The organism is Rhizobium sp. AB2/73 (assembly GCF_020871915.1).
Classification (GTDB): domain Bacteria; phylum Pseudomonadota; class Alphaproteobacteria; order Rhizobiales; family Rhizobiaceae; genus Rhizobium; species Rhizobium dioscoreae.
The window spans coordinates 884245-903697 of the sequence record NZ_CP067071.1 but is presented as its reverse complement, the minus strand read 5'-3'; the positions used below and the strand labels follow the sequence as shown (position 1 = coordinate 903697).

At 59.8% G+C, this 19453-nt stretch carries 22 protein-coding genes; 11 read left to right on the top strand and 11 right to left on the bottom strand.

Going from position 1 to position 19453, the window contains the following annotated elements:
• Positions 1–2: 2 nt before the first annotated feature.
• A complete protein-coding gene (gene nusB, locus I8E17_RS04565; protein ID WP_047627120.1) occupies positions 3–485 on the bottom strand; it encodes a transcription antitermination factor NusB in 483 nt (160 codons plus the stop codon).
• A gap of 3 nt (positions 486–488) precedes the next feature.
• A complete protein-coding gene (locus I8E17_RS04560) occupies positions 489–944 on the bottom strand; it encodes a 6,7-dimethyl-8-ribityllumazine synthase (protein ID WP_069616248.1) in 456 nt (151 codons plus the stop codon).
• A gap of 198 nt (positions 945–1142) precedes the next feature.
• On the opposite strand from I8E17_RS04560, the gene I8E17_RS04555 reads away from it, so the two are divergent.
• From I8E17_RS04555 to I8E17_RS04545, 3 genes are read left to right on the top strand one after another with little or no spacing between them, the layout of a single operon-like run.
• Entirely contained in the window at positions 1143–1652 is a 510-nt protein-coding gene (locus I8E17_RS04555; protein ID WP_069616247.1) for a cupin domain-containing protein, read from the top strand.
• Between the two features lie 37 nt (positions 1653–1689).
• Positions 1690–2208 carry a GNAT family N-acetyltransferase gene (locus tag I8E17_RS04550; protein WP_069616246.1) on the top strand — a complete coding sequence of 173 codons (519 nt, stop codon included), beginning with the start codon at positions 1690–1692 and terminating at the stop codon, positions 2206–2208.
• Positions 2209–2227: 19 nt separating this feature from the next.
• Positions 2228–2710, top strand: coding sequence for a GNAT family N-acetyltransferase (locus I8E17_RS04545; protein ID WP_069616245.1), 483 nt, complete (start codon positions 2228–2230; stop codon positions 2708–2710).
• 47 nt (positions 2711–2757) lie between these two features.
• Here I8E17_RS04545 and I8E17_RS04540 read toward each other — a convergent pair whose 3' ends face one another.
• From I8E17_RS04540 to I8E17_RS04510, 7 genes are all read right to left on the bottom strand, one after another.
• Complete coding sequence (locus tag I8E17_RS04540) at positions 2758–3378, bottom strand: riboflavin synthase (protein WP_069616244.1); 621 nt, start codon at positions 3376–3378, stop codon at positions 2758–2760.
• A complete protein-coding gene (ribD, locus tag I8E17_RS04535) occupies positions 3378–4487 on the bottom strand; it encodes a bifunctional diaminohydroxyphosphoribosylaminopyrimidine deaminase/5-amino-6-(5-phosphoribosylamino)uracil reductase RibD (protein ID WP_069616243.1) in 1110 nt (369 codons plus the stop codon). The genes I8E17_RS04540 and ribD overlap by 1 nt, the downstream gene beginning before the upstream one ends.
• A gap of 2 nt (positions 4488–4489) precedes the next feature.
• Positions 4490–4966 (bottom strand): transcriptional regulator NrdR, encoded by a 477-nt coding sequence (gene nrdR / locus I8E17_RS04530; protein WP_015339425.1) that lies wholly within the window; start codon positions 4964–4966, stop codon positions 4490–4492.
• A gap of 9 nt (positions 4967–4975) precedes the next feature.
• Positions 4976–6274, bottom strand: a complete 1299-nt coding sequence (glyA, locus tag I8E17_RS04525) for a serine hydroxymethyltransferase (protein ID WP_069616242.1) — start codon at positions 6272–6274, stop codon at positions 4976–4978.
• A gap of 175 nt (positions 6275–6449) precedes the next feature.
• The gene (locus I8E17_RS04520) at positions 6450–7763 is read right to left on the bottom strand and encodes a L,D-transpeptidase family protein (protein ID WP_069616241.1); all 1314 of its coding nucleotides are present in this window, start codon (positions 7761–7763) and stop codon (positions 6450–6452) included.
• 513 nt (positions 7764–8276) lie between these two features.
• Entirely contained in the window at positions 8277–8792 is a 516-nt protein-coding gene (locus tag I8E17_RS04515; protein ID WP_069616333.1) for a MarR family winged helix-turn-helix transcriptional regulator, read from the bottom strand.
• Positions 8793–8925: 133 nt separating this feature from the next.
• Positions 8926–9366: a DUF6163 family protein gene (locus I8E17_RS04510; protein ID WP_069616240.1), complete on the bottom strand. Its 441-nt coding sequence runs from the start codon at positions 9364–9366 to the stop codon at positions 8926–8928.
• Between the two features lie 143 nt (positions 9367–9509).
• Between I8E17_RS04510 and hemB the strand changes: the two genes are divergently transcribed.
• The 6 genes from hemB to I8E17_RS04480 all read left to right on the top strand — a co-directional run bounded on the left by hemB (position 9510) and on the right by I8E17_RS04480 (position 13588).
• The gene (hemB, locus tag I8E17_RS04505) at positions 9510–10523 is read left to right on the top strand and encodes a porphobilinogen synthase (RefSeq protein ID WP_069616239.1); all 1014 of its coding nucleotides are present in this window, start codon (positions 9510–9512) and stop codon (positions 10521–10523) included.
• 88 nt (positions 10524–10611) lie between these two features.
• Positions 10612–11070 (top strand): RDD family protein, encoded by a 459-nt coding sequence (locus I8E17_RS04500; protein WP_069616238.1) that lies wholly within the window; start codon positions 10612–10614, stop codon positions 11068–11070.
• A gap of 181 nt (positions 11071–11251) precedes the next feature.
• On the top strand, positions 11252–12031 hold the full coding sequence (locus I8E17_RS04495) for an arginyltransferase (RefSeq protein WP_069616237.1): 780 nt from the start codon (positions 11252–11254) through the stop codon (positions 12029–12031).
• Positions 12032–12928 carry a DMT family transporter gene (locus I8E17_RS04490; RefSeq protein WP_069616236.1) on the top strand — a complete coding sequence of 299 codons (897 nt, stop codon included), beginning with the start codon at positions 12032–12034 and terminating at the stop codon, positions 12926–12928.
• Positions 12929–12977: 49 nt separating this feature from the next.
• Complete coding sequence (locus I8E17_RS04485; protein WP_069616332.1) at positions 12978–13199, top strand: AbrB/MazE/SpoVT family DNA-binding domain-containing protein; 222 nt, start codon at positions 12978–12980, stop codon at positions 13197–13199.
• Complete coding sequence (locus tag I8E17_RS04480) at positions 13199–13588, top strand: type II toxin-antitoxin system death-on-curing family toxin (protein ID WP_069616235.1); 390 nt, start codon at positions 13199–13201, stop codon at positions 13586–13588. The genes I8E17_RS04485 and I8E17_RS04480 overlap by 1 nt, the downstream gene beginning before the upstream one ends.
• 182 nt (positions 13589–13770) lie before the next feature.
• On the opposite strand, the gene parC is transcribed toward I8E17_RS04480, so the two are convergent.
• Entirely contained in the window at positions 13771–16029 is a 2259-nt protein-coding gene (parC, locus tag I8E17_RS04475) for a DNA topoisomerase IV subunit A (protein ID WP_069616234.1), read from the bottom strand.
• A 230-nt stretch (positions 16030–16259) separates the two neighbouring features.
• On the opposite strand from parC, the gene I8E17_RS04470 reads away from it, so the two are divergent.
• On the top strand, positions 16260–17447 hold the full coding sequence (locus I8E17_RS04470) for a hypothetical protein (protein ID WP_069616331.1): 1188 nt from the start codon (positions 16260–16262) through the stop codon (positions 17445–17447).
• A 66-nt stretch (positions 17448–17513) separates the two neighbouring features.
• Here I8E17_RS04470 and I8E17_RS04465 read toward each other — a convergent pair whose 3' ends face one another.
• Positions 17514–18170, bottom strand: a complete 657-nt coding sequence (locus I8E17_RS04465) for a TetR/AcrR family transcriptional regulator (protein WP_176728076.1) — start codon at positions 18168–18170, stop codon at positions 17514–17516.
• A 66-nt stretch (positions 18171–18236) separates the two neighbouring features.
• Between I8E17_RS04465 and I8E17_RS04460 the strand changes: the two genes are divergently transcribed.
• Positions 18237–19406, top strand: coding sequence for a serine hydrolase domain-containing protein (locus tag I8E17_RS04460; protein WP_069616233.1), 1170 nt, complete (start codon positions 18237–18239; stop codon positions 19404–19406).
• Positions 19407–19453: the final 47 nt, after the last annotated feature.

The following is a 19453-nucleotide window of genomic DNA, read 5'->3' as shown; positions in this document are numbered from 1 at the left end:
GCTTATTTCTTCGCTTCGCCCCGAACCTGCTTGGCGATTCGGTCGAGCACGGCATTCACGAGTTTCGGCTCGTCCTCCTCGAAGAAGGCATGCGCAATCTCGACATATTCGGTGACGATGACTGGGACCGGTACATCCTTGCGATCGATAAGCTCGAAAGTACCGGCGCGCAGGATAGCGCGCACGGTGCTGTCGAGACGCGACAGCGCCCAGTCATCCTGAAGCGCGGAACCGATCAGCGGATCGAGCCGGGTCTGCTCACGCACGACGCCCGACACGATGGAGCGGAACCAGGATGCGTCGGCCTTCAGATAGGTCTCGCCATCCAGCTCCTGCCCGAGACGGTGGGCCTCGTATTCAGCCACCACCTCCAGAACGCCGGTTCCGCCGATATCCATCTGATAGAGCGCCTGAACCGCCGCAAGACGCGCGGCACCCCGCTGGTTGGCGGGCTTGGCCGGTCGCTCGTTATCCTGATTGCTCATCTATTATGCACCCAACTTCTCTTTCAGCGCGATCATGGTCAGCGCCGCACGGGCAGCGAAACCGCCCTTATCCTTGTCGGAACGGCGCGCACGCGCCCATGCCTGCTCATCGTTCTCGACGGTGAGGATACCATTGCCGATCGCGAGAGATTCGCTGACGGCCAGGTCCATCAGAGCCCGCGAGGATTCATTGGCGACGATATCGAAATGATAGGTCTCGCCGCGGATAACCATGCCGAGAGCCACATAGCCGTCATAAACCACATTACCATTGTCGCCGCCATCGAGCGCCATGGCAATTGCCGCGGGGATCTCCAGCGCGCCGGGGACGGTAACGACATCATAGGTCGCGCCTGCCTCATCGAGAGCGGCCTTGGCGCCGTCGAGCAGGGCATCGGCCATATCGTCATAGAAGCGAGCTTCGACGATAAGGATATGAGCGTTGGAAGAGCTGGTCATACATCACCTGCAATTTGAGAGGGCGCGGCACCTTGTTAGGCCCGGGTCAAATCACGGCGAGCCTCGCTTGGCAAGTGTTTTTCAATGGCGCGGGCCGATTCCGACCCTATTTGGAAATGATCGGCGCAACGCGGAAATTGTGGCTTTCGCACACGCAACCGCTTCGGTAATAATTTGCAGCCTGCGAGGGGGAGGTTCATGACAGAGAAATCCACACCCGCCATCAATGTCGGCGAGCTTGAACTTGAACATTGGCAGCAAGGCAGCTTCTTTGCCGGCAGCGACACATCCTTCGGGGCGAAGCTCGGGCTGAAGCAGCTCGGCATCAGCTACAACGAGGTGCCCCCGGGCAAATCCGGCTGTCCATTTCACAATCATCATGTCGAGGAGGAGATGTTCGTCATTCTCGACGGCGAAGGCGAATACCGCTTCGGCGACCAGCGTATCGCGGTCAGCAAGGGCGATGTTCTTGGAGCTCCGGCCGGCGGCCCGGAAACGGCACATCAGCTGATCAACATCGGCCCCAGCGTGCTCACCTATCTCGCCATTTCAACGAAGGCGCGGACCGAGATCGTGGAATATCCCGATTCCGGCAAGTTCCTGGCCAAGACCTATAGCGGCGGCAAGACGGCGTTCCGTGCCATCGGCCGCGCCGCTGCCACCAACCTCGACTACTGGGACGGCGAGCCCGGCGCCTCGGACGACTGACCGTCACCAAAAACATTTTCGGCAAAGACCTGACCCGATGACCCATATTCCAACATTGACGACTGACCGGCTTCTGCTGCGCGGCCATACGCTTGATGATTTCGACGAATTCCTCGAGCTCTGGAAGCACAAGGAGATTGTCCGCTTCATCGGCGGCGAGATGCCGACGCGCGAGCAGGTTTGGGCCCGACTGTTACGCTATGCCGGCCTATGGCATCATCTCGGCTTCGGTTTCTTTGCCGTCGAGGAACGCCAAAGCGGCCGGTTGATCGGCGAAGTGGGATTCCTCGACCTGCATCGCGACATGACGCCGATGACGGAGGGCACGCTGGAGGCCGGTTGGGGCATTACGCCGCCAATGCAGGGCAAGGGCTATGCTACGGAAGCCATGAATGCGGCGATTGCCTGGGCGGACAGACTGTTCGCAGGCCGTCGCATGACCTGCATCGTGGATTTCGAAAACCTGCCGTCGATACGGGTTGCCGAAAAGATCGGCTTCCGCCGTATCGGCGAACTCGTGCTCAAGGACAGATCCAACGTCCTATTCGAACGTTAGGCGTCGCGGGAGAACTATCATGCCGGCTCTGCAGGACAGCTTTTCCGTCAGGCCTTACGAAGCGGATGACGCCGAAGCCACGATCGACATTTTCCTGAGAGCCATTCGCGAGGTGGCGTCCAAGGACTACAACCCGGCCCAGATCGCTGCCTGGTCGAAGGTCGATGATGCGGAAAAATGGGCACAATATCGAGCGAGCCGGCCGACCTGGCTTGCGATGGACGGTTCAAAACCCATCGGCTTTACCGATCTGAAATCGGATGGTTGCCTGGATATGATGTTCATTTCGCCCGATCATCAGGGAAAAGGCGTCGCCAGCCTGTTGCTTGCAACCGTCGAAAATGCGGCCCGCGAACAGGGCCTTCAGCGGATCTTCACGGAAGCGAGCCTGACGGCCCGCCCCTTCTTCGAGCGCAAGGGCTTTGTCGTCGTGACCGCGCAGCAGGTGGAAAAGCGCGGCCAGATCTTCTCGAACTTCCTGATGGAAAAAACTCTCGCGTAAGCTGCCAAGACGCCGACCGACGCCTTGCCACAGCAAGCCTGTAACACTTAGTCCTCGCGGACGACAGGGAATTCCGCCAGGCGAGCGGCGTAGCGGGCCATGGTATCGACTTCGAAATTGACGAAATCGCCAGCCTTGCGCTCGCCCCAGGTGGTGACCTCCAGGGAGTGGCGGATCAGGAGCACATCGAATTCCGTGCCCTCGACGGCATTGACCGTGAGTGAGGTGCCATCAAGCGCGACCGAGCCCTTCGGCGCCACGAATCTCGCGAGATGCTCCGGCGCGCGCAGGCGGAAGCGGGTGGCCTCGCCTTCTGATGTCACCGAGAGGATTTCCGCCTTGCCGTCGATATGGCCTGACACGATGTGGCCGCCAAGCTCGTCGCCGATCTTCAGGGAACGTTCGAGATTGATCTTAGCTCCGGCTTCCCACGTGCCGATGGTCGTCAGGCGGAGGGCCTCTTCCCAAGCCTCGACCTCGAACCAGCGTCCATTGCTGCCCTCTTCCGGCAGTCCGGTCACCGTCAGGCAGACGCCTGCGTGCGAGATGGATGCGCCCATGTCGATCGTCGCCGGATCGTAATTGGTGGCAACGCGCAGCTTGATGCCTTCCTGCATCGGGGAAATGGATTCGACCGTGCCGACGTCGGTGATAATTCCGGTGAACATCAAAAACCTCTTTCGTATTCGTCGCAGAGATCGTCGCCGAAGCGGCTCTGGCCAACATGCATAAAGTCAGCTGGGATATTGGACTTGAGGACCGGCGATTCAATACCGCCCTCGCCAATATCGGCCGGCCCCTGGAACAGCAGAATGCGATCGACGAGCCCGGCGTCGAGAAAGCGCTGCGCCGTCCTGGCGCCGCCTTCCACCAGCAGGGACGAGATGCCGCGCGTACCCAACGCCTCCAGCAGCTCTCCCGGCTCGCTGGAATTGGATTGCAACACCTCGACGCCGGCAGCATCGAGCGCCGCGCGCCGTCCAAGGAATGCAGCATCGGTATTGCCATCGAAGGACGGCGGATGGCCGGCAACTGCGATCACCGGATACTGCCGGGCCGTCCGGACCAGCTTGCTGCCGAGGGGCAGCCGCAGTTCACCATCGATGACGATACGGAGCGGCGAACGATCCTCCAGGCCGGGAAGCCGGCAAGTCAATTCCGGATCATCTGATATCGCCGTGCCTATGCCGACGAGAATGGCGTCGCTTTCGGCGCGCAGCATCTGGACCTGCGCGCGCGCGATATCGCCGGTAATGCGCACCTGTCCCTCGCCCGACTTGCCGATCATGCCATCGGCGGAAACGGCAAGCTTGAGAGTCACATAGGGCCGGTTTCTCGTCTGGCGCATGAGATAGCCGGCGAGAGACCGCCTGCCTTCCGCCTCCAGAATGCCGGCGTCGACCTCGATGCCCGCATCGCGCAGCATGGTGATGCCACGCCCGGAAACGCGCTGGTCGGGATCGGTGACGCTGATGACGACGCGTGCCACGCCATAGGCAATCAGCGCCTCGGCGCAGGGCGGTGTCTTGCCGTAGTGAGAACAGGGTTCCAGCGTCACATAGGCGGTTGCGCCCCGCGCCTCCTCCCCCGCCTCGGCCAGAGCCTGAGGTTCGGCATGCGGCCGCCCGCCAAGCGCTGTCACAGCGCTGCCCAAGACTACGCCGTCCTTGACGACGATGCAGCCGACGGACGGATTGGTGGAGGTCAGCCCCAGATGCCTGCGCGACAGGCGGATGGCCGCGGCCATGAAACGCTCGTCTTCAGGCCGCGGCGTCATGGTCAGGGATCCAGCGGATCGCGGGCGATCTTCGCGTTGATCTCGTCGATCACGTGTTCGAAATCCTCCGCATGCGAAAAATCGCGGTAGACGGAGGCGTAGCGCACGAAAGCGACGTCATCGAGGCTTTTCAACGCTTCCAGCACCTGCAGACCGATCTGCTCGGAGCTGATTTCGGTCTCGCCCGAGCTTTCGAGGCGGCGCACGATGCCGGATACGGCCCGCTCGATCCGGTCACGATCGACCGGACGCTTGCGCAGGGCGATCTCGAAGGAGCGCACCAGTTTGTCACGATCGAACGGCACCTTGCGGCCTGTCTTTTTGATAACCATGAGCTCGCGCAACTGCACGCGCTCGAAGGTGGTGAAGCGGCCGCCGCAATCCGGACAAATGCGCCGACGGCGGATGGACGTATTGTCCTCCGCCGGGCGCGAGTCCTTGACCTGGGTATCTTCTGAGCCGCAGTAAGGGCAGCGCATGCGCTCTCCTTAGCCCATGTAGCCGTACATCGGGAAGCGGTCGGTGAGCTTGACCACTTTCTCGCGCACGGCAGCTTCGACGGCAGCATTGCCTTCGTCGGAATTGGCGACCTTCAAGCCATCGAGCACTTCGATGATCAGATTGCCGATTTCACGGAACTCGGCTTCCTTGAAGCCGCGCGTCGTGCCGGCCGGCGTGCCGAGGCGGACGCCCGACGTTACGAAGGGCTTTTCGGGGTCGAAGGGAATGCCGTTCTTATTGCAGGTGACGTAGGCACGGCCGAGAGCGGCTTCCGCGCGCTTGCCCGTGGCATTCTTCTTGCGCAGGTCGACCAGCATCAGGTGGTTATCGGTGCCGCCGGAGACGACGTCGACGCCGCCGGAAATCAGCGTTTCGGCAAGAGCCTTGGCGTTCTTGACGATCTGGGCGGCATAGTCCTTGAAATCGGGCTGCAGCGCTTCGCCGAGGGCAACGGCCTTGGCGGCGATGACGTGCATCAGCGGGCCACCCTGGAGACCCGGGAAGACGGCCGAGTTGAACTTCTTTGCCAGATCCTCGTCATTGGTAAGGATCATGCCGCCGCGCGGGCCGCGGAGCGACTTGTGCGTGGTCGTGGTGGCGACATGGCAATGCGGGAACGGCGACGGATGCTGTCCGCCGGCGACGAGACCGGCAATATGGGCCATGTCCACCATCAGATAAGCGCCGACGCTGTCGGCGATCTCACGGAAGCGCTTCCAGTCCCATATACGGGAATAGGCCGTGCCGCCGGCGATGATGAGCTTCGGCTTATGCTCTTCAGCCTTGCGCTGCACTTCATCCATGTCGAGCAGGTTATCGCCTTCGCGCACGCCGTAGGACACGACGTTGAACCACTTGCCGGACATGTTGACCGGCGAACCATGCGTCAGATGACCGCCCGAATTCAGGTCGAGACCCATGAAGGTATCGCCCGGCTGCAGAAGCGCGAGGAAGACGGCCTGGTTCATCTGCGAGCCGGAGTTCGGCTGAACGTTGGCGAAGTTGACGCCGAACAACTTCTTGGCGCGCTCGATGGCGAGTTCTTCGGCGATATCGACGAACTGGCAGCCGCCGTAGTAGCGCTTGCCCGGATATCCCTCGGCATATTTGTTGGTCATGATCGAGCCCTGCGCTTCCAGAACGGCGCGCGAGACGATGTTTTCCGAGGCGATCAGTTCGATTTCGTGCCGCTGGCGACCGAGTTCCTTGCCGATCGCGCCAAAGATTTCCGGATCGGTGTCGGCAAGCGAGCGATTGAAGAAGGGTTCGGTGGACGCGTTGGTCATCGTGAAAGCTCCTGAACGGGCCGGAACGGCAATGCAGACGGTATTAGCGCCCGGGTCGCCGGAGAGCAATACGACCAGCGACATTTGCTGGGCAAACTACGATAGCTGACACCGACACACGAAAAAGCCGCGTCCGAAAACGCGGCTTCGATAAGAATTGCAATTGGAATGCCGATTATTGAACCGGCTGCTCCATGCCCTCAGTCGTATTGAGCGCCAACTGGGAATTGCCGTCGAGATTATAGATGTCGTCACGGAACTGGACGATGCCGTCGCGGGCGCTCCAGGCTGAAATATAAACGAAATAGACGGGCACTTCGGTCGCCAGCTTGATCGGCGTGTTGACGCGGGTGGAAATGACCTGCTCGATGTGCTGACGCGGCCAGCCTGGCGTTTCAGCCAGCAGCCAGGTTGCGAGGTCGCGCACGTTCTGAACGCGCACGCAGCCCGAGCTGTCGAAACGCATCAGCTTGTTGAACAGGCCCTGTTCGGGCGTGTCGTGCATGTATTCGTTGTTGGGATTATAGAAGTTGATCTTCGTGGATGCCATGGCATTCGTCTTGCCCGGGTCCTGACGGAACATCAGGTCCGGCGCCTTGTCCGAATTCCAGTCGATCGTCTCGGGGGCCACTTCCTGGCCCTTGCCGTCGAGAAGGCGAATGTTGTTCTTCGTCAGGTAGGTCGGGTCCTTGCGCATCAAGGGCACGATGTCCTTGACGACGATGGAGCGCGGCGCCGTCCAGTACGGGTTGAGGATGACCTCATAGATCTTCGAATTGATGATGTGCGTCGGCCGCGATTCACGGCCCACGATCGCCTGGTGGCGCAATGCCACCTGGCCATCCTCGACGGCTTCGACACGTGTCGCCGGGATGTTGACCATGACGTGACGACGGCCGAGGTCGGACGGGAACGTCTGGAGGCGAACAAGATTGGTGTTGAGCTGCTGCAGGCGGACATTGGCGGGGATGTTCATCGCCTTCAGCGTGAAATCGCCGAGGACGCCATCTGCCGGCAGTCCGTGGCGGGCCTGGAAACGCTTGACCGCACCGTCGACATAGGAGTCGAAGGCGGAGGAGATACCAGCCTCACGCGGCAGGTCGCCGGTGATCATCAAATGCTGACGCAGCGACTGTACCGCCGGATCGGTCACACCGAGCTGCATCGGCTGCTGGCTTGTCGGATTGATCTGCGGCCATCCGCCGTTGGCGGCGATACTCTGGTATTGCGCGATCGCCTGCTGAATATTCGGTACGGAATCTGGCCCGAGAATTGGCGTGTTCGACTGAACAGCAGCGGCGGTTCGCGCCGCAGCCTTGGCGTCGAACTGATCATCCCAATTGCCGCGAGAACGGTCGTTAATCAGCGCTTCCAGTGGGGTCGCGTTTTGCGCGAGAGCCGGAGCAGCCAGTGCGGCAGCGCCAAGAGTTGCAGCCGACCGCAGGAAAGCGCGGCGCGAAAAGGGTTCAATTCCGTTTTTCTTCGACATATCCTAACCGTTCAACGCTGCGATCCAATCATGCGCAGCCTAGAGAGGAAGCAGTAAATAGCGCAAGCCTGCGCCAAGTAACGTGGCTCAGTATCAATCCGTTCCCTTAATGCACCACCAAAAACTTAGCCACGAACTATCACAATATCGCGAAGCCAAGACCTTCAGGTCGGAAGATCGTATTTCGAGAACGCTGCCTGCAGTCGATTTCCGCTGTCATAGCAATATGGCCAATTCGTGTCTCCCGGCACGGAACTTGCTTTGCCGCGCGAGTGCGAAAGAAAAGCCAAACTGCATTTGCTAAAATACCACAGCTGCGCGTGGTTCATAGCGTGTCCTGATCTTGCGTCAATGGCTTAGCTGGCCGGGACGTTACATGTGACGGAAGGTGAAGCGCGGACGTGGCAAAAAACGCACAACGGCCGGACCATCAACGCGTTCAAGCCGGACACGCAGGGAACGTGTCCAGCTTGCTTTGACTGGAAGGTCTTGGGATCTGTCCCTACCCGCTACTTACAGGCGATAGAGGATCTGATCGTTCCAGAAGCGGTCGAGGCGCTGCAGGAGCTTGTTCATCTGGGTGAATTCGTCGGTGCCGATGCCGCCGACCTTGTCGATCGAGCCGATATGGCGCTCATAGAGCTTGGCGACGGTTTCGGCGATATCCTGGCCGGTTTCCGTCAGGCTGATGCGGACCGAGCGACGGTCGATGCGCGAGCGCTGATGGTTGATGAAGCCGAGGTCGACCAGCTTCTTGACGTTGTAGGAAACGTTGGAGCCGAGATAGAAGCCGCGGGAGCGCAGCTCGCCGGCCGTCAGCTCGGAATTGCCGATATTGAAAAGGAGCAGCGCCTGGACGGCGTTGACGTCGTCGCGGCCCTGACGGTCGAACTCGTCCTTGATAACATCAAGCAGGCGGCGGTGCAGACGCTCGACCAGGTGAAGGGATTCCATGTAGAGAGCCCGGATGTCATCAACCTGCTGATCCCGAGCGTTTGCAACTGCCTGCGGCTTGATTTTCGTGTTCATCATGACTTGGCCTCACTCTGTTTTGTTTGGCGGTGTCGTTTTCTTCCCGCCTTGAGTGAGACCCTATCGAATACACATAAAATTCTACTTAAACTGCAGGCTTAACAGCATCTTACCAGGAAGTGTTGCTGTCTCAGGGTAAATCAACCATTACCTGCTGCCGACGACGCCGGCGTTTCTCCTGCCACAGCAGGACGCGGAAAGCGCAATAGATCACCGCAACGCAGGCATGCAATATCATGATCAGCGGGTTGGATCCGAATATCTCCGGCCAGACGCCATACATCAACCCCTGCCCGCCTGCAGCCAGCACCCACATGACCGGCCCCCAGGAGACGGTAAGCCATAATCCAAGGGCTGCGACCGGAAAAACCACGGCAAGCCCGGCGCCCGCGACCTTCCAAGGCAAAGCGAGCAAATCGAAGCGGGCGTGACCATCCAGCGAATAACCGACCAGCATCGCCCAATATTGCAGGCCGAGCCAGAAGCAGGCGATCGCGATCAGCCGCAGGAACAGCACGAACAGGATGTCCGTCAGCGTATTCTTGGGTACGGTCGAAGAATCAGGTTCCATGCGCGAACAATACGTAGGAGGCACGTGCCTCGCCAGAATATAATGGCTGCGGCCTTTCGCCTTGTTTTGAATCCTGGGGACGGCGTGATAGGTACGCGCCCCATAGAGAATGCCATAAATAGACGAAGAAGGATGGCGGCATCATGGAGAACAAGACGCATCTCGTTGACGAGATCACCGGACATCGGCGCATGCGGCGCAACCGCAAGGCCGACTGGACGCGCCGTCTCGTGCAGGAAAACCGGCTGACGGTCGACGATCTGATCTGGCCGATCTTCGTGATCCCGGGCACCGGCATCGCCGAGCCCATCCCGGCCATGCCCGGCGTCAACCGCATGACCGTGGACAAAGCTGTGGAAGCGGCAAAGGAGGCAGCCGATCTCGGCATTCCCGCGCTCGCGACATTCCCGAACATCGAGATGGAACTGCGCGACGAGACCGGCTCCAACAGTCTCGAGAGGAATAATCTCATCAATCTCGCCACGGCCGCAATCAAGAAGGCCGTGCCGAATATTGGTGTCATCACAGACGTCGCGCTCGACCCCTTCACCAGCCACGGCCATGACGGCATCCTGCGCGGCAACGAAATCGTCAACGATGAGACGGTCGAGCAGGTAGCGCAGGCCGCCGTCTACCAGGCGGATGCCGGCGCAGATATCATCGCGCCTTCGGAAATGATGGATGGCCGTATCGGTGCGATCCGTCAGGCGCTCGATGCAGCCGGCCACCAGAGTGTCGGCATCATGAGCTATGCGACGAAATTCAGTTCGGCCTTCTATGGCCCCTACCGCGAGGCGATTTCGACCGGCGGTCTGCTGAAGGGCGACAAGAAGACCTATTATATCGACCCGGCAAACGGCACCGAGGCCGTGCGCGACGCCGCGCTCGACGTCGAGGAAGGCGCCGACATGCTGATGGTCAAGCCTGGCCTGCCCTATCTCGACATCTGCTGGCGGCTGAAGGAAGCCTTCGGGCTTCCGACCTTCGCCTATCAGGTCTCCGGCGAATACGCGATGATCAAGGCGGCTGCTGCCAATGGCTGGATCGACGGTGATCGCGTGATGCTCGAAACCCTGCTCGCCTTCAAGCGCGCTGGCTGCGACGGCATCCTCACTTATTTCGCTGTCGATGTGGCGCGACATCTGGCGAAGAAATAGCTTCAGGCTGCCGGCTTATTGTATTTGCTGGAGCCGATACCATATGTTCGGCAAATGTTTCCCCACTGTTTCCTCAAGGAGGAAAGCAATGAGCCTGAACCCCAGCCCGCTCTATGCAGCACCGGACGACTGGCGCGCCTATAGTGGCGTGCTGAGCCGGCGCATCTTTGCGTTCATCGTCGATTACATCATCGTTGCGCTGCTGTGCATTCCCGCGGCTGTGCTTCTGTTTTTCGTTTCGATACTGACACTGGGGCTCGGCTTCTTCCTCTACCCGGTGCTGTTCGTCCTTGTTGCCGGCCTCTATTTCGGCTGGACGCTCGGCGGCCCCTATCAGGCGTCGCTCGGCATGCGCGCCATGGGCCTCGCCATGGTTCGAGTCGATGGCCGGCGCATGGACTTCCTGACGGCGATCGTCCATCTGGCACTGTTCTGGATTCTAAATTCCGTCCTGACGCCGCTGATCCTGCTGGTGGGTCTCTTCACCGATCGCAGCCGGCTGGTGCATGACTTGCTGCTTGGTACGGTCATCGCACGGACGGCTTAAAACAACGCATAAGCATAGGACACCCGATGATTTCCCGCGTGCCTGATGGCCCGCGGGAGATATTTCTGTGCATGGTCCATTAGGAAACTTCGATCTTTAGCGAAGGACGTAGTTGACGTTTTCTAAACTTGGGCCATGCTTGTAGAAAACGGGTGCCGAGAGAAAGGTCAATCAACGGCAGATGAACACGCAGTCGACGCCATCTCCGCAGTTTTATCTGACGGCACCGGCTTCCTGCCCGTACCTGCCGCACGAGATGGAACGCAAGGTCTTCACACACCTTGTAGGACCTCGTGCCGCCGAGATGAACGATATCTTGACGCAAGGCGGCTTCAGGCGTTCTCAGAACATCGCCTATCGTCCCGCCTGCGAATCGTGCAGGGCCTGCATATCGGTACGCATCCTCGCCCAGGAATTCGAGCCCACCCGATCGATGAAACGGGTGCTGACCGCCAACAACGACATCATCGCCACCGAATTTCCGGCGCAGCCCTCCAGCGAGCAATATTCGCTCTTCCGTCGCTATCTCGACTATCGTCATCAGCAGGGCGGCATGTCCGACATGACCGTGCTCGACTATGCGATCATGGTCGAGGACACGCATGTGAATACCCGCATCATCGAATATCGCCGTCGCGAAGAGGGTTCGGGGCTGGAACAGCGCCCGAAGGGCGAACTGCTGGCTGCAGCTCTGACCGACGTCATGAGCGACGGACTGTCCATGGTCTATTCCTATTTCAATCCCGATCTCGATGCGCGGTCGCTCGGCACGTTCATGATTCTGGATCACATCAAGCGGACGAAGGCCCTGGGGCTGCCGCACGTCTATCTCGGCTATTGGGTCAAAGGCTCGCGCAAGATGGACTACAAGACGCGCTTCCAGCCTCAGGAGCATCTCACCCCACGCGGATGGGAGCGCTTTGATCCGGCCGCCGACGGCGACAAAGAAACCGTCCGCTGAATGTTCTCCCAGCTTTCGGACCACAAGAAGGGCCTGTTGCTGACGACGCTCGGCGGCCTTGCCCTGTCGATGGATATTCCCTTGATCCGGCTTTCCAGCGGCGAAGTCTGGTCGGTGCTGTCGGCACGCAGCCTTGCGACCATCGTCGTGGCGCTCGCAGCTCTTTTCGTCATCCGCCGGGTCACAGGCTCGTTGCAAGGCGTACTGCCGGGCTGGCTTGGAATTCCCGTCGGCTTCTTCTACGGGCTGACCACCATCACTTTTCTTCTCGCGGTCTATTATACCAAGGCGGCGAATGTGGTCTTCATCATCGCGCTCAACCCGATGTTCACCGCGCTGCTGTCTTGGATTTTCCTGAAAGAGCGGCCTGCCCTGTCCACCTTCATCACCATGGCAGTGATGATCCTCGGTGTTGGCCTGATCGTCGGCGACGGCATGGAGGCTGGACACCTGCTTGGCGATGCCCTTTCGGTGATCGCATCGCTTTCCATCGCCTGCGCAATCACGATCAGCCGCGCCTCGGGGCGGGATATGGGCTTTGCTTCCTTGCTGGCAGCGATCATCCCAGCCGCCGTCGGCCTCCATCACGTGGCTCCCTCCGGCTTTTCCATCGACCATCCCAGCTGGATCCTTTTCGATGGCGCCGTGCTGATGCCGCTTTCCTTCTGGTGCCTTGCGACAGGTACGCGCTTTCTCTCAGCGCCGGAAGTGGCGATGTTCTATCTGCTCGAAACGATCCTCGCGCCGATCTGGGTCTGGATGATCTTCTCGGAGGCGCCGACCACCATGACACTGGCCGGCGGCGCCATTCTGATCTTGGCACTGGCCGCCCACTCGCTCTGGCAGGCGCGGGTCAAAGCGAGAGCGACAATCACCGCGCAGAGCCTTGCGCATTGAAATGATCGTCAGCCAATGTTATAACCATGTTATTACATTGGAGCTAAATATGAACGTTACCATCCGCAAGATCGGCAATTCCGAAGGCGTGATTATTCCGAAGGAAGTTCTCGACCAGTTGGGACTCGGCGCTGGTGATACATTGGAGCTCAGCTTGAAGGATGGTGGATTGCTGATGCAACCGACCGACGCTGACTTTGCGCGCCAGATGGAACACGCGCAGCGTTTCATGGATCAATATAAAGTGGCACTCAAGAAGTTGGCAGAGTGATGCCCTTTATCTTCCTGACTAGGCCGCTCATCGAACAATTGCACAAGATGCAGATCAAAAGGTTCGGTGGCTCCTATGGTCTACGCGACGAAGGCTCCCTCGAATCCGCTTTGGCGCGGCCGATTAACAAAGCCCAATATGGCAGCAATGATATCATCGAACTGGCGGCCGCTTATCTATTTGGGTTGGCGAAAAACCGCGCGTTCATAGATGGCAACAAACGCATCGCCATCGTAGCGGCCGCAGTCTTTCTTATGGACAACGGCCACCGTATTCAAACGACGGACGCCAATCTTTACAGCTTTGTCGTAGCAGTAGCAGCTGGTGAAATCGACGAAGAAGGAGCAATGCGCTTCCTGCGGGACGTCTGTGTTCCAGAAGCAGGTTAGAAACTAACCGCCTCCTATTCACTTCAACGTTGGGTTTCCGATGTTTGTCAGCAATCGACCCGGCGGCCGGTTGCCGTGTGTTGAGGGCAAGCAGCACCAACCGGCCCTTTGCTAGGGCTCAGGGCGTTCGTCGCTGCAATCGACCCAACGGGCCGATTGCTCGGACCTAGGTCCGTCGATTCTCACCCCGAAAACCGGCCGCTTCTGGGGAAGCCCTTCGGGACGGCACGGCCGGCGCCGGCGCGGTCGCCCAACCATTCCACCAACTCATCCTTGCTCTTCGTAAAGGTGCGGCCGGCGCTGTCTTCCCAGGTCAGGCCATCGGCGATCGCGAAGCATCTGATATCGGCGATGCCGCCATCCTTGTAGCGCTGCAGGCGCACGCCCTTGCCGCGCGACATTTCCGGCACCTGCGAGAGCGGGAAGATCACCATTTTGCGGTTCTCGCCAACCACGGCGACATGGTCGCCCGAAACCGGAACCAGAAGCTTCGTTTCATCGGGATAGGAGACGTTCATGATCTGCTTGCCCTTGCGGGTATTGGCGACCAGTTCCGCCTCGGCAACGATGAAGCCGTTACCTGCCGTCGATGCGATTATCTGCTTGCGCTGCGGATCATGAACGAAGGCGGTCAGCACATCCTGATCGTTTTCCATGTCGATCATGATGCGCAGCGGCTCGCCATGGCCGCGACCGCCGGGTAGCTTGTCGCCTCCGAGCGTATAGGCCTTGCCGCCGGTGGTGATGATGAGGATCTTGTCCGTGGTCTGCGCCGGGAACGCGACCTTAAGACCGTCACCCTCCTTGAAAGTCAGCGACGATGTATCGGAAATGTGGCCCTTGAGGGCGCGAATCCAGCCCTTTTCCGAGACGACGACGGTAATCGGTTCCTTCTCGATCATCGCCTGCTGGATGGCCGCATCATCGGCTTCAGGCGCTTCGGCAAACTGCGTGCGGCGCCGACCGATATCGGTGGCCTTGGCGAATTTCTTCTTCACCTCGCCGATTTCCCAGGCAACCGTCTGCCACTGCTTCTCGTCCGAAGCGAGCAACGCCTCGATGTCGGCCTTCTCCTTCGTCAGGCCGTCGAACTCCTTGCGGATTTCGAACTCCTCCAGCTTGCGCAAGGAGCGCAGCCGCATGTTGAGGATCGCCTCGACCTGATTGTCCGTAAGGCCGAAACGCTCCATCATCACAGGCTTCGGCTCATCCTCCTCGCGGATGATGGCGATGACCTCGTCGATATTGAGATAGGCGACCAGCAAGCCGCCGAGAATTTCGAGGCGCTTTTCGATGGCCGCCAGGCGGAAGCGCGAGCGGCGCAGCAAGACTTCGCGACGGTGATCCAGCCATTCCTTCAGCACTTCGTTCAGCGCCATGACCTTGGGAATGCGGCCCATGGACAGAACGTTCATGTTGAGCGGGAACCGGCTCTCAAGCTCGGTGAGCTTGAACATCGATTCCATCAGGATCGTTGCGTCGACTGTGCGGCTCTTCGGCACGAGAACGACGCGGATATCCTCGGCGGATTCGTCACGGATGTCCTCGAGCAGCGGCAGCTTGCGCGCCAGAAGCAGTTCGGCGATCTTTTCGATCAGCCGCGACTTCTGCACCTGGAACGGAATTTCCGTGATGACGATCTGGTAGCCGCCGCGACCGAGATCCTCGATCTCCCATTTGGACCGGACGCGGAAACCGCCGCGGCCGGTCTTGTAACTTTCTATGATGCTCTGCCGATCATCGATAATGATGCCGCCGGTCGGAAAGTCGGGACCTGGAATATACAGTTCCACCAGCTTCTCGACCGTCGCATCGCGATCCTTGATCAGATGCAGGGCGGCGTCGCAAAGCTCGTGAGCATTGTGCGGCGGGATAGAGGTCGCCATGCCGACGGCAATGCCAGAAGAGCCGTTGGCGAGCAGATTGGGAAAAGCCCCAGGCAGAACGATCGGCTCGGAATTCGACTCGTCATAGGTGTCACGGAAATCCACGGCATCCTGGTCGATACCCTCGAGCAGCAGCTCGGAAACCGCCGTCATCTTGGATTCGGTGTAGCGCATCGCGGCCGGGCTATCGCCGTCGATATTGCCGAAATTGCCCTGCCCGTTGACCAGCGTGTAGCGCTGCGAGAAATCCTGCGCCAAGCGCGCCAGCGCATCGTAGATCGACTGGTCGCCATGCGGGTGATAGTTACCCATCACCTCGCCGACAATCTTGGCGCATTTGCGGAAGGCGGCGTTCGGGCGGAGCCCCATCTCGCTCATCGCATAGACGATACGGCGATGCACCGGCTTCAGCCCGTCGCGGACGTCCGGAAGCGCGCGTTGCGTAATCGTCGACAAGGCATAGGCCAGGTAACGCTCTTCGAGCGCGGCCTTCAGATCGACCGGAAGGATGTTGTCGTCGCCGTCACCGGGCGGCGGTGTCAGATTTTTTCCCATGGCCCTTGACTATAAGAGATGGCGATTCACAGCAAGAAATCAGCCGAAAGCACCTGTGGATGAAGGCGTTTCAGGCACATTGCAGGGTGGCTATCGATACATTTTTGCTGCTCTCGCTCTCTACACTCATTGCCGTTGGATTTTCACAGAAAGATCAATATAAGTCAGCGCAGTACACGCTCAATCTGTACGCCCCCGCCAATACCACCGGCTCAACGAGGAACGCCATCATGACTTTCTATCGGACCACGCGGCTGATGCTGTGCAGTGCCGCCATCCTGTCTTTCGCCAGCTCCGCCTTTGCGCTCGACGGCAATGATCTGCTGAAGAAGATCAACGACGTCTATGGCCTGCAGGGCGGTTCGATTGCCGCTAGCGGCATCGATGTCGACGGCAGCACGGTGACGCTGAAGGGTGCAAGCGTCAAGGCGGCCGGCATGGAAGACAGCATTCCGCTCGGCGACATCACCCTTGATGGCGTCGAGGAAAACAATGGCGGCTACACGATCGAAGAAATCGATTTTGCGGATGTCGATTTCAAAAAGGATGGTGCCTCCGTTTCCGCCACCGATCTCAAGCTGAGCGGCGTAGAGATCCCGGCCGACGCAAGCAAGGGCGACCTGAGCTCGCTGCTCTACTACAAGAGCGCCCATGCCGGCGCCGTGTCCGTAACGAAGGATGATACCGAGGTGTTCTCGATCGAGGGCGCCGACGCCAACATGAAGAGGCGTGACGACAAGTCGGGCGTCGACTTCGACGCCAAGATCAACGGCATCAAGGCCGATCTCAGCAAGGTCGACGATGCGAAGACCAAGGAAGCGATCGATGCGCTGAAGCTGCAGCAGATCGACGGCACCGTCTCTATGAAGGGCAGCTGGGAAATCGGCCCCGGCACGATCGACATCAGCGAATACTCCCTTGACTTCAGGGACATCGGCAAGCTGAACCTCGCCTTCAGCATTTCCGGCTATACGCCCGCCTTCGCCAAGTCGATGCAGGATGCGCTGAAGACGGTTCGCTCCAATCCGAACCAGCAGGAAGCGCAGCAGTCCGCCGGCCTCGCCATGCTCGGCCTGCTGCAGCAGCTCACCTTCAACAGCGCCCAGATTCGCTTCGACGACGCGTCGATTACGGCACGCGCGCTCGACTTCGCCGGCAAGCAGCAGGGCGTCACGGGCAAGCAGCTCGCCGACACGCTGAAGGCAATGACGCCGATCATGATGGCGCAGCTCAATGTTCCGGAGCTGCAGAATGCCGTCTCCGCAGCCGTCAGCGCCTATCTCGACAATCCGAAGAGCCTGACGGTCACCGCCGCTCCCGGCAAGCCGGTGCCTGTGCCGATGATCATAGGCGCCGCCATGGGCGCGCCGACGACGATCCCGCAGGTCATTGGCCTCAAAGTTTCCTCGAACGACTAACCGGTCATTTCCAAAACCATTCCGGAACCCGGCGATCTCGGTCGCCGGGTTTTTCTTTGCCTCGGCTCAGGCTTCCTGCCGCACTTGATAGCTTTTCAGTTCGTCGAGCGCATGAGACAAGAGGGCAAGCAATTCCTCCGTCGTCGCCCCATCGCGGGCCTGAACGGACATGCCCTGTACGATCGCACCGAGAAAGCGCGCGAGCGACCGAGCGTCCGCGTCCGGCCGCATATCCCCCTCCGCGATACCGCGCTCGATGCGGGCGGTGAAGATATCCAGCGTCTGCAGACGCATCGATGCGACATGATGGGCAATCGGCTCGTTCTCCTCCGCACAATTCAGCACCGCTGTGGATATCATGCAGCCCTTTGGATGCTCCGGAGCCGTGAAGATCTTGGCGGAGTTCGTCAGAAAGCGCTCGAAGGCAGTCACGGTATCCACCTTGTCCTGGAAGGGATTGCCGGGTTCCGGCCGCGGCATGCGCCGATATTGATCCAGCGTCTCACGATAGAGCTCGGCCTTCGAACCGAAGGCGGCATAGAGGCTTTGCGGCGTTATGCCCATCGCCGCCGTCAGATCGGCAATGGAGGAGCCGTCGTAGCCGTGCTTCCAGAAAGTATCCCGCGCGGCGGCAAGAACCGTTTCGCGATCGAAGGCGGGCGGGCGCCCGCGCTTGCGTGGCGAAGAATTTTCCTTCTCTTCAATATTTTTCACAATGGTCACTCTAGAATTATTTCCCGACTTGGTTTATTCAGGAATGGTCATTGTGATTATATAAGGTTTTTCCCCATGAGTCTTCCACTGGAAAATTTCGCTCCGCTCAACGACGGCAGCCTCGCTGAAGGCGTCGATGCTGCAATCGATTCCGCACTGGCAGACAAAAGGCTGGTCGGGACCGTCGTTCTGATCGCTCAGGACGGTGAATTGGTCTACGCCCGTGCCGCCGGTCTGGCGGATCGCGAAAATAAAGTCGCAATGCGGGAAGATGCCATCTTCCGCCTTGCCTCTGTCACCAAGCCGATCGTCACCATTGCCGCCATGCGGCTCGTCGAACAGGGCCGCATCGGTCTCGACGATCCGATCACCAAATGGCTCCCGGATTTCCGGCCGCGTCTGCCCGATGGCGGCGAAGCCGTTATCCGCATCCGGCATCTTCTCACCCATACCTCCGGGTTGGGCTACACATTCGCTGAGGCGCAGGATGGCCCCTATCACAGGGCTGGCGTATCCGACGGGCTGGACACACCGGGTCGTTCGCTGGCAGACAACCTCCAGCGCCTCGCCAGCGAACCCCTTCTCTTCGCGCCGGGCCAAAACTGGCAGTATTCCCTGGCGATGGATGTCCTTGGCGGCATCATCGAGAAGGAAACCGGCGGCCCGCTCGGCGGTGCGGTTGCCGATCTTGTCATGAAGCCGCTCGGCCTTTCCGACACGGGCTTCTACGTGCGCGACCGCAGCCGCCTGGCAGCCGCCTATGTGAATGATGCTCCCGAGCCGCAACGGATGGGAGATGAGGCGCTCGTTCCGATCTTCGATGGCACGATCCGCTTTGCACCCGACAGGATATTCGATCCCGCTTCCTACCACTCCGGCGGCGCCGGCATGGCCGGAACGGCAAGCGACATCCTTGCCATTCTGGACACGATCAGAAAGGGTGGAGCACCGCTGCTCTCTTCCGATACTGTGAAGACCATGATGTCAGATCAGGCGGGCGGCCATATGCAGGCGCAACAAGCGGGCTTCGGTTTCGGCTACGGCTGGTCCGTCGTCCTCGATCCCGTCGTCGCTCAGGTCCCCTTCTCGGCTGGCACGATCAAATGGGGCGGTGTCTATGGGCACAGCTGGTTCGTCGATGCCCAAAAGGGCCTGACGGTGGTCGCGCTGACGAATACAGCGCTCGAAGGCATGTGGGGGCAATTCACGATCGACCTGGCGAAAGCGGTCTATGCCGCAATCTAACTGATATCAGCAGACAAGCAAAAACCCGGCGATTGAGTTCGCCGGGT

Excerpts from the sequence above, each read along its gene's own strand:
- nusB (WP_047627120.1), bottom strand. The coding sequence starts at position 485 with ATGAGCAATCAGGATAACGAGCGACCGGCCAAGCCCGCCAACCAGCGG.
- I8E17_RS04560 (WP_069616248.1), bottom strand. The coding sequence starts at position 944 with ATGACCAGCTCTTCCAACGCTCATATCCTTATCGTCGAAGCTCGCTTC.
- I8E17_RS04555 (WP_069616247.1), top strand. The coding sequence starts at position 1,143 with ATGACAGAGAAATCCACACCCGCCATCAATGTCGGCGAGCTTGAACTT.
- I8E17_RS04550 (WP_069616246.1), top strand. The coding sequence starts at position 1,690 with ATGACCCATATTCCAACATTGACGACTGACCGGCTTCTGCTGCGCGGC.
- I8E17_RS04545 (WP_069616245.1), top strand. The coding sequence starts at position 2,228 with ATGCCGGCTCTGCAGGACAGCTTTTCCGTCAGGCCTTACGAAGCGGAT.
- I8E17_RS04540 (WP_069616244.1), bottom strand. The coding sequence starts at position 3,378 with ATGTTCACCGGAATTATCACCGACGTCGGCACGGTCGAATCCATTTCC.
- ribD (WP_069616243.1), bottom strand. The coding sequence starts at position 4,487 with ATGACGCCGCGGCCTGAAGACGAGCGTTTCATGGCCGCGGCCATCCGC.
- nrdR (WP_015339425.1), bottom strand. The coding sequence starts at position 4,966 with ATGCGCTGCCCTTACTGCGGCTCAGAAGATACCCAGGTCAAGGACTCG.
- glyA (WP_069616242.1), bottom strand. The coding sequence starts at position 6,274 with ATGACCAACGCGTCCACCGAACCCTTCTTCAATCGCTCGCTTGCCGAC.
- I8E17_RS04520 (WP_069616241.1), bottom strand. The coding sequence starts at position 7,763 with ATGTCGAAGAAAAACGGAATTGAACCCTTTTCGCGCCGCGCTTTCCTG.
- I8E17_RS04515 (WP_069616333.1), bottom strand. The coding sequence starts at position 8,792 with ATGAACACGAAAATCAAGCCGCAGGCAGTTGCAAACGCTCGGGATCAG.
- I8E17_RS04510 (WP_069616240.1), bottom strand. The coding sequence starts at position 9,366 with ATGGAACCTGATTCTTCGACCGTACCCAAGAATACGCTGACGGACATC.
- hemB (WP_069616239.1), top strand. The coding sequence starts at position 9,510 with ATGGAGAACAAGACGCATCTCGTTGACGAGATCACCGGACATCGGCGC.
- I8E17_RS04500 (WP_069616238.1), top strand. The coding sequence starts at position 10,612 with ATGAGCCTGAACCCCAGCCCGCTCTATGCAGCACCGGACGACTGGCGC.
- I8E17_RS04495 (WP_069616237.1), top strand. The coding sequence starts at position 11,252 with ATGAACACGCAGTCGACGCCATCTCCGCAGTTTTATCTGACGGCACCG.
- I8E17_RS04490 (WP_069616236.1), top strand. The coding sequence starts at position 12,032 with ATGTTCTCCCAGCTTTCGGACCACAAGAAGGGCCTGTTGCTGACGACG.
- I8E17_RS04485 (WP_069616332.1), top strand. The coding sequence starts at position 12,978 with ATGAACGTTACCATCCGCAAGATCGGCAATTCCGAAGGCGTGATTATT.
- I8E17_RS04480 (WP_069616235.1), top strand. The coding sequence starts at position 13,199 with ATGCCCTTTATCTTCCTGACTAGGCCGCTCATCGAACAATTGCACAAG.
- parC (WP_069616234.1), bottom strand. The coding sequence starts at position 16,029 with ATGGGAAAAAATCTGACACCGCCGCCCGGTGACGGCGACGACAACATC.
- I8E17_RS04470 (WP_069616331.1), top strand. The coding sequence starts at position 16,260 with ATGACTTTCTATCGGACCACGCGGCTGATGCTGTGCAGTGCCGCCATC.
- I8E17_RS04460 (WP_069616233.1), top strand. The coding sequence starts at position 18,237 with ATGAGTCTTCCACTGGAAAATTTCGCTCCGCTCAACGACGGCAGCCTC.